The sequence below is a fragment of the Actinotalea ferrariae genome, from assembly GCF_019733465.1.
Classification (GTDB): domain Bacteria; phylum Actinomycetota; class Actinomycetes; order Actinomycetales; family Cellulomonadaceae; genus Actinotalea; species Actinotalea ferrariae_A.
Genome location: NZ_JACVQL010000131.1, coordinates 1 through 11,581, shown reverse-complemented (window position 1 = coordinate 11,581; position 11,581 = coordinate 1). Strand labels below are relative to the sequence as shown.

Below are 11,581 nucleotides of genomic sequence, written 5' to 3'. Positions count from 1 at the left end.
GCGTCGTGCTCAGCACGCCCGAGGGCGAGGCGCGCGTGGCGAGGGCGACCGAGCGGGGCGACGTCGTCGTCCGCGGCGCGCTCGACGACGTCGTGCTGCACGCGTTCGGCCGCCGCGGTGCGGCCGCGGTCGAGCTCGAGGGCGACGACGCGGCCGTGGCGGCCCTCGCGACGCGGGCCTGACGGCTCCCGGTCACCACCCGGGTCAGCGGACGGCGACGCCCGCGGCCCGCAGCTCGTCCTTGACCTGCCCGACGGTGAGCGTGCCGAAGTGGAAGACGCTCGCCGCGAGCAGCGCGTCGGCGCCGGCCCGCGCCGCGGCGACGAAGTGCTCGGGGGTCCCCGCGCCGCCGCTCGCGATGAGCGGGACGGTGACGCGCGACCGGACGTCGGCGAACATCTCGAGGTCGAAGCCGGCCGTCGTGCCGTCCGCGTCCATCGAGTTGAGGAGGACCTCGCCGGCTCCGAGCTCGACGGCCCGGACGGCCCACTCGACCGCGTCGATGCCCGTGCCGCGGCGTCCCCCGTGCGTCGTGACCTCGTAGCCCGACGGCGTCGGTGCGCCGTCGACCACGCGCCGGGCGTCGACCGAGAGCACGAGCACCTGGCTGCCGAAGCGCTCGGCGATCTCGCTGATGAGCTCGGGACGCGCGATCGCGGCGGTGTTGACGCCGACCTTGTCGGCACCCGCGCGCAGCAGGCGGTCGACGTCGTCGGTCGAGCGGACGCCACCGCCCACCGTGAGCGGCACGAAGACCTGCTCGGCCGTGCGTCGCACGACGTCGTACGTGGTCTCGCGGTCCCCGGACGACGCGGAGACGTCCAGGAAGGTGATCTCGTCGGCGCCCTCGGCGTCGTAGCGGCGCGCGAGCTCGACCGGGTCGCCCGCGTCGCGCAGGTCGGCGAAGTTGACGCCCTTGACGACGCGACCCGCGTCGACGTCGAGGCACGGGATGACGCGCACGGCGGGAGCCACGGTCAGCCTTCCGTCGGGCCGCCGCTGGCGGCGAGGATGTCGACGACGAACACGAGCGTCTCGGCGGCGAGCTCGTTGTCCGTGCCGCCGTAGCCCTGGCTCGGCGGCACGACGAGCAGCACCTGGCTGCCGACCGTCTGCTCGACGAGGCCGGTGTCCCAGCCCTCGATCACCGAGCCGACGCCGATCGGGAAGGGTGCGGGGAGCTTGCCGGGACCCCAGCTCGAGTCGAACTCGGAGCCGTCCGACCAGCGCACACCCGTGTACTGCACGGTGATGACCTGCCCGGGCTCGACCTGCGGCCCGTCGCCGCGCAGCAAGGGCTGGACGACGAGCTCGGCGGGCGGCTCCGCCTGGGGCACCGTGATCGACGGTGCGCCGTGCTCGTCGAGCTCGACCGTCGGGATCCCCTCGCGCGGCTCGACCGGCTCGCCGTCGGCGCGCGTGGGGAGCAGGTCGAACACCGCCACGGTGGGTGCGGACTGGCCCTCGGCCGGGGGCACGAGGTGCAGGACGCGCGCACCGACCTGCTGGCCGCGCAGGGCCTCGAAGATGTCGAGGCCGAGCGCCTCGGCCGTCAGCAGGTAGGGCTTGGGCTCGCCCGAGAAGGTCTCCCCCACGACCGTGCCGTCGCCGCCGGCCTCGGCGTAGTAGTCGACGAGGACGGGCAGGCCCTCCACCAGCTCCGGGCCCGTGCCCTCCCAGATCACCTCGACCACGGGCTCCTCGACCGTGAGCGGCATCTCGTACTCGAGGTCGGGCATCGCGCCCGGCTCACCCGTGACGGTCACCTCGGGGGCGGGCTCCGGGTCCGGCGTGCACGCGGCCAGCAGGGTCAGCGCGACCGCAGCCACGGCAGCCAGGACACGACGGTGCACGCTGCTCCCTCCCGCTCCGTGGGCCCGCGCCCACGGCGGACCACTGTAACGGCCGGTGGAGGTGCCCCGGCGCGGCGCCTCGCGTGGCACCGCGGCGCCGCCGTCAACGGCGCGAGGCCACCCGCGACCGCGGCCCGACGCCGCTCAGGACCTCGACCGGACCGGGCTGGTCGGCCGCTCCCGGCGCCGTCCAGGCCTCGGCGCCGACGCGCCGCCACGGGTGCGCCGGGGCGATCTCCTTCGCCATCGTGATCGCGCGCCGCGGACCCGCCGCACGCACCCGCTCGTACTCGTCCGGGGACACGCCGCGGTACTGGTACGCGGCCCACCGCGGGGCGCTGAGGGCGCGGTAGCGCGCGGTGAGCACGCTCGTGCTGCGGTCGTAGGTGAGGGTGTCGACGAGGATCACCCCTCCATGGTCGGTGCCCCCGGTGGCACCACCGTGGGACCTCCGACCCGTCCCGGCCGGCGGGGGCGCCCCGTCAGAGGGACTCGAGCAGGCGGTCGACCCGCTCGTCGACGCTGCGGAACGGGTCCTTGCAGAGCACCGTGCGCTGCGCCTGGTCGTTGAGCTTGAGGTGCACCCAGTCGACCGTGTAGTCCCGCCGCGCCTCCTGCGCCCGGCGGACGAAGTCGCCGCGCAGCTTCGCGCGCGTCGTCTGCGGCGGCACCGCGGTCGCCTCGAACACGTCGAGGTCGGTGACGACCCGCTCGACCATCCCCCGCGCCGCGAGGAGGTTGTACAGCCCCTGGGTGCGCGAGATGTCGTGGTACGCGAGGTCGAGGCGCGCGATCCGCGGGTCGTCCATCGTCAGGTCGTGCTTCGCCTGGTACCGCTCGATGAGCCGGAGCTTGATCACCCAGTCGAGCTCGCGGTCGACCAGCGACAGGTCGCCCGACCTCACGGCCCGTAGCCCGCGCTCCCACAGGTCGAGCGTCTGCTTGATCACCGGGGTCAGCTCCACGGAGCTCGCCACGTGGTCCTGCACGCGCGCGAGGAACTCCTCCTGGATCTCGACCGCGGTCGCCGTGCGCCCGTTGGCGAGCTGCACGGGCGCGCTCCCGGTGACGTCGTGGCTGATCTCTCGGATCGCCCGCATGGGGTTCTCGAGCGCGATCTCGCGCATGGGCAGACCCGCCTCGACGAGCCTCAGGACGAGGTCGGTGGCCCCCACCTTGAGCAGGGTCGTGGTCTCGGACATCGAGGAGTCGCCCACGATGACGTGCAGCCGCCGGTAGGACTCGGCGTCGGCGTGCGGCTCGTCACGGGTGTTGATGATCGGCCGCGACCGGGTGGTCGCGCTCGAGACGGACTCCCAGATGTGGTCCGCCCGCTGGGACAGGCAGTACTGCGCGCCGCGCGAGGTCGGGAGCACCTTGCCCGCGCCCGTGAGGACCTGCCGCGTGATGAGGAACGGGACGAGCACGTCTGCGAGGCGCCCGAAGTCGCCCTGGCGGCGCACGAGGTAGTTCTCGTGGCAGCCGTAGGAGTTCCCCGCCGAGTCGGTGTTGTTCTTGAACAGGTGGATGGTGCCGGGGACGCCCTCGTGCTTGAGGCGCTGCTGGGCGTCGACCACGAGGCCCTCGAGGATGCGCTCGCCGCCGCGGTCGTGCGCGACGAGCTGGCGGACGTCGTCGCACTCCGCGGTCGCGTACTCCGGGTGGGAGCCGACGTCGAGGTAGAGGCGCGACCCGTTGCGCAGGAAGACGTTGGACGAGCGCCCCCACGCGACCACCTTGCGGAACAGGTACCGCGCCACCTCGTCCGCCGACAGGCCGCGGCCGGACTCGACGGCGCACGTGACGCCGTACTCCGTCTCGAGCCCGAAGATCCGGCGGTCCACGTCAGACCTGCTCGTCCGTGGCCTCGTCGGCGCCCGCGTCGGTCGTGGCCGGCTCCCCGGGCACCGGGCGCTCCGCGAGCTCCTGCGCGGCGTCCTCGGCGGCGCCGTGCCGGCCGTCGGCCTCGCCCGCCGCCTGGTCCCGACCGAGGAGCTCGGCCAGGAGCGGCGCCGGCAGGCGCCGGAACGCCCGCCGCGGTCGCGTGCGGTCCAGGACCGCGACCTCGAGCTGCTGCGGGCTGAGCGTGCGGTCCTCGCCGTCGGCCGTCGAGCCGAGCACCCGGACCGCGAGCCGCACCACGCCCGCGAGATCCATCCCGGGCTCCCAGCTCTCGCCGAGCGCGACCGACAGGGTCTCCGCCTGGCCGCCCATGACGACGTGGCCGTGCTCGTCCGCGACCGAGCCGTCGTAGCTCAGGCGGTAGATCTGGTCGGTCTCGGGCGTGACACCCACCTCGGCGACGACCAGCTCGACCTCGAGCGGCTTCGACTCCGTCGTGAACACCGTGCCGAGCGTCTGGGCGTACGCGTTCGCCAGCCCCCGGGCGTTGACGTCCGCCCGGTCGTAGGAGTAGCCGCGCAGGTCGGCGTACCGGACGCCGGCCACCCGCAGGTTCTCGAACTCGTTGTACTTGCCGACGGCGGCGAACGCGATCCGGTCGTAGATCTCCGAGATCTTGTGCAGCGCACGGGACGGGTTCTCGGTCGCGAACGCGATCCCGTCGTCGTACTGCAGGACGACGACCGAGCGCCCGCGCGCGATGCCCTTGCGCGCGTAGTCCGCGCGGTCCTTCATCAGCTGCTCGGGCGAGACGTAGAACGGCATGCTCATCGGACGACTCCCCCGTGGTCCTCGGCGCGGCGCAGACCCTCGATCTGGGTCACGACGTCGGACAGCGCGTGGTCCTCGACGCGCAGGTAGCCGGCGGCGCTCACGACGGCGACCACCGGCCAGATGCGCCGCGTCGCGTCGGGCCCGCCGGTCGCGGAGTCGTCGTCCGCGGCGTCGACGAGCGCGTGCACGGCGGTGCGCACGGCGTCGCCCGCGTTCATCCCCGGCCACCACAGCTTCTTGAGCGAGCCGCGCGCGAACGTCGAGCCGGAGCCGACGGCGTGGTACTCGGTCTCCTCGTACCGGCCGCCCGTGACGTCGAAGGAGAAGATCCGGCCCTTCTCGCGCTGCAGGTCGTAGCCGCCGAACAGCGGCACGACGGCGAGCCCCTGCATCGCGAGACCGAGGCTGCCCCGGACCATGGTCGCCAGGCGGTTCGCCTTGCCGTCGAGCGAGAGCAGGGTGCCCTCGATCTTCTCGTAGTGCTCGAGCTCGAGCTGGAACAGCCGGACGAGCTCCAGGGCGAGGCCCGCGGTGCCCGCGATGCCGATGGCCGAGTACTCGTCGGCGGGGAACACCTTCTCGATGTGCCGGCTGGCGATCATCGAGCCGGCGGTCGCGCGGCGGTCCCCCGCCATGACCATGCCGCCGTCGTAGGTCAGCGCGACGATCGTCGTCGCGTGCGGCACCGCCGTCAGCGCCGGCGCCTCACCCGCGGGCAGCGCGCGCCCGTGCGGCAGGAGCGACGGGTCGTGCGTCGCGAGGAAGTCGAGGAACGAGGACGTGCCGGGCGTCGTGAAGGACCGCGGTAGGCGGCCGGGGAGGTCCTGGCTCATCGAGGCTCACTGACCGCCCTTCTGCACGAACCCGCGCACGAAGGACTCCGCGTTGGACTCCAGCACCTCGTCGATCTCCTCGAGCAGCGCGTCGACCTCGGCGTCACGCGCCTGGGCAGCGGGGGCCGCGGGCGCCGGCTCGGGGAGGTCGGCGGGTTCCTCGTCGTGGCGATCGTCCCGCCGCTGGTCCTGACCGGCCATGGTGACCTCCCGGTGCTGCGTCGTGCCCCTGCCGGCGTTGTCGCCGCGCGTGTCGATCCTAGGCACGAGTGATCGGCTGGGTCAGGTCGGTCCGCCGCGTGTCCGCCCACAGCGCAGGACGCCGCGGGCACGGACCGGCCGTCCGACGGCGCGCTCAGCCGCCCGCGAGGCGCTCGACCAGCTCCCCGGCGTCCGCGCACTCGTCCAGCAGCGCGGCCACGTGCGCCGCGGTCCCGCGGTGCGGGTCCCGCAGCGGGATGCGGCGCAGGTTCGGCAGCGACGGGACGTCGAGCACGACGGAGTCCCACGAGGCCGCACGCACCTGGTCGCCGAAGCGCCGCACGACCGTCCCGCGGAAGTAGGCGCGCGTGTCCGACGGCGGTTCGGTGACGGCGGCGGTCACGTCGTCCTCGGCGACGAGCCGCTCGACGGCGCCCGCCGCGAGGAGCCGGTGGTACAGCCCGCGCTCGGGCCGCACGTCGGACCACTGGATGTCCATCGCGGCGAGGCGGGGGTGGTCCCACGCGATCCGGTCCCGCGAGCGCATCGCCTCCAGGAGGCGGAGCTTCGCGACCCACTCGACCTCGCGTGCGCACAGCGCGGGGTCGCGCCCCAGCCGGTCGAGCAGCGACGCCCACCGGTCGAGCACGTCGGCCGTCGCGGCGTCCTCGACCGCGGCGTCCGTGCCGGCGCCCAGCGCCGTCCGGACGGCGTGGACGTACTCGGCCTGCACCTCGAGCGCGGTGAGGCGGCGGCCGTCGGCGAGCTCGAGGCGCGCGGTGAGCGTCAGGTCCCGGCTCACCTGCTGCACCGCGCCGACGGGGTCGGCCAGCCGCAGGTCGACGAGGCGCTCGACGAGCTCGGGGTGCTCGGCCGCGTGCTCGGCCAGCCAGAGCACGAGCGACGTCGTCCCGAGGCGCACGTACGTCGAGACCTCGAGGAGCGTCGCGTCGCCGATGATGAGGTGCAGCCTGCGCCAGCGCGTGCGGTCCGCGTGGGGCTCGTCGCGCGTGTTGACGATGGGCCGGCGCAGGGTCGTCTCGAGACCGACCTCGGCCTCGATGTAGTCGGCGCGCTGGGAGAGCTGGAACCCGGCGTGCTGGCCGGCCTGGCCGATGCCCACGCGCCCGGCGCCGGTGAAGACCTGCCGCGTGACGAGGAACGGCGTGAGCACGGCGACGAGGTCCTCGAACGGCAGCGACCGGTCGACGAGGTAGTTCTCGTGGGTGCCGTACGAGGCGCCCTTGCCGTCGACGTTGTTCTTGTACAGCACGACGTCGGGCATCGCGGGGTTCGCGGTGAGCAGCCGCACCGCGCGCAGCATGACGAGCTCGCCCGCCTTGTCCCACCGCACGGCGTCGAGCGGCGTCGTGACCTCGGGCGAGGAGTACTCGGGGTGCGCGTGGTCCACGTACAGGCGCGCGCCGTTGGTGAGGATGGTCGTCGCGGCGCCCGGGTCCTCGTACTCCTCGACGGCCGGCCGGTCGACGGCGGCGGCGTCGAGCCCTCCGCCGCCCGGCCCGCCAGCGGCGTCGGCTCCCCCGGCGCCGGCTCCCCCGGGCGCGGAGGTACCGGCCTCGGACGGGCGGTGGGCGACCGGACCCGCCGGCGCGGCGTGCTCCGGGTCGTCCGTCAGCAGCGACGGGTGCGCCGCGGCCCGCTGGAGGCGGAAGCCGCGCGCGTCGGCGAGCGGGTCCTCGTCGGCGTAGTCCCACCGAGCCCTGGGGCCGTGGCCGTCGGGGGTGGCGGCAGCGGCGTAGGCGGCCACGACGTGGCTCGACAGCAGCATCGGGTTGGCCTGCGGCCGCCCGGGCTGGACGATCCCGTACTCGGTCTCGATCCCCATCACCCTGCGCACCGTCACCCGGTCAGGGTAGTGGCCGGGGCGCGGCAGCCGCGTCAGCCGAGCGGCGTGAGGACCGCGATGCGCAGACCGTCGGCGTCGCGGACGAGCTGGTAGCAGAAGCGCTCGCCGCGGTCGCCGTAGGTCCAGGTCACGTCCACCCAGACGCTGCCCGGCGCCTCGGCCATCACCACCACCCGCCGCTCCATCGAGTCCACGCCCTCGTACTGCCCCCAGGACGCGGCGAAGAACTGCTCGCTCTGGCGGACGTCGGTCACCGGGATGGCGTCGCCGGGGAAGAGGATCAGGCCGGGCACCGCGTACATGCGGGCGACCGCCGCCTCGTCGCGCGCCAGCAGCGCGGCCGCGTACCGCTCGAAGAACCGGTCGACGTCGTCGTTCATGTGCGTCATGCGACCCACGCTAGGCAGGCATCCGGACACGCCGGTGTCGTGGTTTCCTGGCGTCGTGGACGAGCGGACGGCGCGCACGGCACTCGCGGCGGCGTCGCGCGACGGTCACCTGGCCCTGCGCCGCGCGGAGCGCCAGCAGTGGCTCGTCGAACGCCTCCACGCCGCACGTGGCGAGCCGGTCACCCTCGAGACGCTCGCGCGCGAGCTGGGCGTCTCGGCACGCACCGTCGCGAGGGACGTCGAGCGGCTGCGCACCAGCGGCGTGCCGCTCGCCGTCCGGCGCGGCCGCACCGGCGGCGTCAGCCTGGCGCCCGCCCCCGCGGTGCTGCGCGTGGAGCTCGACGTCGCCGAGGCCGGCGCGCGGATGTCGGCGCTCGCGCTCGTCGGGACCACGGCGAGCCCGAGCGCCGGCTCGGCGATGCGCAAGCTGGCGACCGCACTGTCACGCGGCATCGCCTGAGGTCCGGCGGCCGAAGGCCCGGGCGCCACCCGTCAGCCCAGGTCTCCCGGCCCCGGCGGCGGCCCGGACCTCAGAGGTACTGGCCGGTGGGCGTGAGCGTCTCGATCGTGCGCCCGCTCTCCTTGCCGCCCTTGCCCTGGATGATCGTCCGGATGAACACGATGCGCTCGCCCTTCTTGCCGGAGATGCGGGCCCAGTCGTCCGGGTTGGTCGTGTTCGGCAGGTCCTCGTTCTCCTTGAACTCGTCGACGCACGCGACGAGCAGGTGCTCGACCCGGATGCCGCGCGAGCCGGTCGCGAGGAAGTCCTTGATCGCGGACTTCTTGGCGCGGTCGACGACGTTCTGGATCATCGCGCCCGAGCTGAAGTCCTTGAAGAAGAGGACCTCCTTGTCCCCCGACGCGTAGGTCACCTCGAGGAACTCGTTGTCCGCCGACTCGGCGTACATGCGCTCGACCGCGGACTGGATCATCGCGTCGACGGTGGCCGCAGGGTCGCCCCCGTGCTCGGCGAGGTCGTCGGGGTGCAGCGGCAGGTCCGGCGTCAGGTACTTGGCAAAGATCTCGCGCGCCGCCTCGGCGTCCGGGCGCTCGATCTTGATCTTGACGTCGAGGCGGCCCGGCCGCAGGATCGCGGGGTCGATCATGTCCTCTCGGTTCGAGGCGCCGATGACGATGACGTTGTCGAGCCGCTCGACGCCGTCGATCTCGCTCAGCAGCTGCGGCACGATCGTCGTCTCGACGTCGCTCGAGATGCCCGTGCCGCGCGTGCGGAACAGTGACTCCATCTCGTCGAAGAAGACGACGACGGGGTTGCCCTGCGACGCCTTCTCGCGGGCGCGGGCGAAGATCAGCCGGATGTGCCGCTCGGTCTCGCCGACGTACTTGTTGAGCAGCTCGGGGCCCTTGACGTTGAGGAAGTAGCTCTTCGCCGGCGCACCGCCGTTCGCCGCTCCCCGGGTCTCGGCGAGCGAGCGCGCGACGGCCTTCGCGATGAGGGTCTTGCCGCAGCCGGGCGGGCCGTAGAGCAGCACGCCCTTCGGCGGCCGCAGGCCGTGCTCGCGGAACAGCTCGGGGTGCAGGAAGGGCAGCTCGACCGCGTCGCGGATCTGCTCGATCTGCGGGCCCAGGCCCCCGATGTCCGTGTAGTCGATGTCGGGGACCTCCTCGAGGACGAGCTCCTCGACCTCCGAGCGCGGGATCCGCTCGAAGACGAACCCCGTGCGCGTCTCGACCGTGAGCGCGTCCCCGACGCGCACGTGCCCCGCGAGCAGCGGACCGGCGAGGCGCACGACCCGCTCCTCGTCGGCACGGCCGACCACGAGCGCACGGTCCTCGCCCAGCAGCTCCTTGACCGTGACGATCTCGCCGACCGCCTCGTAGCGGCCGGCCTCGACCACCGTGAGCGCCTCGTTGAGCTTGACCTCCTGGCCCGGTCGCAGCGCCTCGACGTCGACCGCGGGCGCCGTCTGCACCTGCATCTTGCGGCCCGAGGAGATGATCTCGACCGAGCCGTCCTCACGCGCCGCGAGGAACGTCGCGAACGTCGCCGGGGGCTTGCCCAGGTCCTCGAGCTGCCCCTGGAGCTCGACGATGCGGTCCCGCGCCTGGCGCAGCGCGTCGGCCAGGCGCTCGTTCTTCGCCGCGAGGAGCGCGGCCTGCCGCGGGTCCACCCCGGCCCCCGCGTAGCCGGTGGACGCGCCGTAGCCGGGGCGCGACGGCGCCGTCGGCTCCGGGGCCTCGTGCCGGGCGGGCGCGGCCGTTCCCTCGTCGGAGGTGTGACGCGCTGGTGCGCGATCGGGTCCGTCGGTCATGGTGCCTCCCGCAGGCGCTCGGCAGTCGTCCGGCACGGCGTTCAGCACGACCCTAAGCCGCACGTCCGACGTCGTGCAGCCACGTCCAGCCCGTGTCGGACGGCCGCCGTGACGGACGGGCCTCCGCCAGGCGTCGGTCCGGCCTCGGTCAGGCCTCCGGCGCCGCCCCGAGGTCGCGCCGAACCCGGCGCACCTTCTTGTCGGAGATCGCGCGCTCGCCCAGGTCCTCGGGCGTCCACTCCTCCTCCTGCGCGGAGTAGCCCTTGGACGGACGGCGCCGGCGCACGGGGGCGGCCACGCCCCCCGCCATCCGGCGCGTCGTGAGCAGGAAGCCCGTGTGGCCGACCATGCGGTGCTCGGGCCGCACCGCGAGGCCCTCGAGGTGCCAGCCCCGCACCATCGACTCCCACGCCTGCGGCTCGGTGAACCGGCCGTCGTCGCGCAGGTCCTCGGCGAGCCGGGACAGCTGCGTCGTGGTCGCCACGTAGGCGACGAGCACGCCGCCCGGCGCGAGGGCCGCGGCGACCGCGTCCACGTTCTCCCAGGGCGCGAGCATGTCGAGCACCACCCGGTCGACCGTCCCGGGCGGCGCCGTCCGCGGCAGCACCTCGCTGAGGTCGCCCACGTCGAGCGTCCAGGCGGGGTGCGGTGCGCCGAAGAAGCCCTCCACGTTCGCCCGGGCGATCGCCGCGAAGTCCTCGCGCCGCTCGATCGAGTGCAGCCGGCCGCCGTCGCCCACGGCGCGCAGGAGCGACATCGTCAGGGCGCCCGAGCCCACGCCGGCCTCGACGACCGTGGCACCCGGGTAGATGTCGGCCATCGCGACGATCTGCCCGGCGTCCTTGGGGTAGACCACGGCCGCGCCGCGCGGCATCGACAGCACGTAGTCGGAGAGCAGGGGGCGCAGGGCGAGGTACTCGACGCCGCCGGTGGACGTCACGACCGAGCCCTCCGGTGCGCCGATGAGCTCGTCGTGGCGGAAGTAGCCCTTGTGGGTGTGGAACGTCGCGCCCTCGGCGAGCGTGATGGTGTGCAGCCGGCCGCGCGGGTCGGTGAGCTGCACGCGGTCGCCGAGGCGGAGCGGTCCGCGGCGCACGTCGGCGCCCGTGGGGCGCCCCGGCCGGCCCGTCGGGTCCTCGGCGGTCGCTGCACCCTCGCCCTCGTGGGCGGGCTGCTCGAGGGGCTGCTCGAGGTGCTGCTCGAGGTGCTGCACTGTCGGCTGCCCGCTCGGCTGCGCGTCGGTCTGGTCGGCGTCGGTCACGGGGGTGGAGTCTAGGTGGCGCGCGGTGAGGTCAGGCGGGGTCGCGCAGCGCCGCGACGACGTCCCGCGCGTGCAGCAGCCCGAGCACGTCGCCGGCGTCGACGACGACGAGCACGGGCGACGACGCCGCGGCGGTCGCGACCGCCCGGAGCGCGTCGGCCCCCGCGAGACGCGCGTCGACGACGCACTGGGCCGGCAGCGTCCGGGCGACCGCGCTCAGCGGTGTCC

Annotated in this window: 13 protein-coding genes and 1 pseudogene; 2 read left to right on the top strand and 12 right to left on the bottom strand. The window is 74.2% G+C overall.

Annotated features, from left to right (window positions below):
- Window positions 1-182, top strand: a pseudogene (locus ICW40_RS11245) (TIGR03085 family metal-binding protein); the annotation flags it as partial.
- A 22-nt stretch (window positions 183-204) separates the two neighbouring features.
- Here ICW40_RS11245 and hisF read toward each other — a convergent pair.
- The 9 genes from hisF to ICW40_RS11200 form a co-directional block, all read right to left on the bottom strand.
- Complete coding sequence (gene hisF / locus ICW40_RS11240; RefSeq protein ID WP_221653958.1) at window positions 205-975, bottom strand: imidazole glycerol phosphate synthase subunit HisF; 771 nt, start codon at window positions 973-975, stop codon at window positions 205-207.
- Between the two features lie 2 nt (window positions 976-977).
- The gene (locus ICW40_RS11235) at window positions 978-1,829 is read right to left on the bottom strand and encodes an FKBP-type peptidyl-prolyl cis-trans isomerase (RefSeq protein WP_308121752.1); all 852 of its coding nucleotides are present in this window, start codon (window positions 1,827-1,829) and stop codon (window positions 978-980) included.
- Between the two features lie 127 nt (window positions 1,830-1,956).
- Window positions 1,957-2,262: a hypothetical protein gene (locus ICW40_RS11230; RefSeq protein ID WP_221653951.1), complete on the bottom strand. Its 306-nt coding sequence runs from the start codon at window positions 2,260-2,262 to the stop codon at window positions 1,957-1,959.
- A gap of 73 nt (window positions 2,263-2,335) precedes the next feature.
- Entirely contained in the window at window positions 2,336-3,697 is a 1,362-nt protein-coding gene (gene pafA, locus ICW40_RS11225) for a Pup--protein ligase (RefSeq protein WP_221653950.1), read from the bottom strand.
- 1 nt (window position 3,698) lies between these two features.
- On the bottom strand, window positions 3,699-4,526 hold the full coding sequence (gene prcA, locus ICW40_RS11220; protein ID WP_221653940.1) for a proteasome subunit alpha: 828 nt from the start codon (window positions 4,524-4,526) through the stop codon (window positions 3,699-3,701).
- Complete coding sequence (prcB, locus tag ICW40_RS11215; RefSeq protein WP_221653932.1) at window positions 4,523-5,362, bottom strand: proteasome subunit beta; 840 nt, start codon at window positions 5,360-5,362, stop codon at window positions 4,523-4,525. The genes prcA and prcB overlap by 4 nt, the downstream gene beginning before the upstream one ends.
- A gap of 6 nt (window positions 5,363-5,368) precedes the next feature.
- Window positions 5,369-5,563, bottom strand: coding sequence for a ubiquitin-like protein Pup (locus ICW40_RS11210; protein WP_221653963.1), 195 nt, complete (start codon window positions 5,561-5,563; stop codon window positions 5,369-5,371).
- A gap of 154 nt (window positions 5,564-5,717) precedes the next feature.
- Window positions 5,718-7,427, bottom strand: coding sequence for a depupylase/deamidase Dop (gene dop / locus ICW40_RS11205; RefSeq protein WP_308121751.1), 1,710 nt, complete (start codon window positions 7,425-7,427; stop codon window positions 5,718-5,720).
- 35 nt (window positions 7,428-7,462) lie between these two features.
- Window positions 7,463-7,819 (bottom strand): hypothetical protein, encoded by a 357-nt coding sequence (locus ICW40_RS11200; protein WP_221653925.1) that lies wholly within the window; start codon window positions 7,817-7,819, stop codon window positions 7,463-7,465.
- Between the two features lie 55 nt (window positions 7,820-7,874).
- Between ICW40_RS11200 and ICW40_RS11195 the strand changes: the two genes are divergently transcribed.
- Window positions 7,875-8,279: a helix-turn-helix transcriptional regulator gene (locus tag ICW40_RS11195; protein ID WP_221653923.1), complete on the top strand. Its 405-nt coding sequence runs from the start codon at window positions 7,875-7,877 to the stop codon at window positions 8,277-8,279.
- Between the two features lie 70 nt (window positions 8,280-8,349).
- On the opposite strand, the gene arc is transcribed toward ICW40_RS11195, so the two are convergent.
- The 3 genes from arc to ICW40_RS11180 form a co-directional block, all read right to left on the bottom strand.
- Window positions 8,350-10,092: a proteasome ATPase gene (gene arc / locus ICW40_RS11190; protein WP_221653921.1), complete on the bottom strand. Its 1,743-nt coding sequence runs from the start codon at window positions 10,090-10,092 to the stop codon at window positions 8,350-8,352.
- A gap of 148 nt (window positions 10,093-10,240) precedes the next feature.
- The gene (locus ICW40_RS11185) at window positions 10,241-11,188 is read right to left on the bottom strand and encodes a tRNA (adenine-N1)-methyltransferase (RefSeq protein ID WP_308121753.1); all 948 of its coding nucleotides are present in this window, start codon (window positions 11,186-11,188) and stop codon (window positions 10,241-10,243) included.
- 196 nt (window positions 11,189-11,384) lie between these two features.
- A partial coding sequence (locus ICW40_RS11180) for a hypothetical protein (RefSeq protein ID WP_221653913.1) occupies window positions 11,385-11,581 on the bottom strand: 197 nt, incomplete at its 5' end.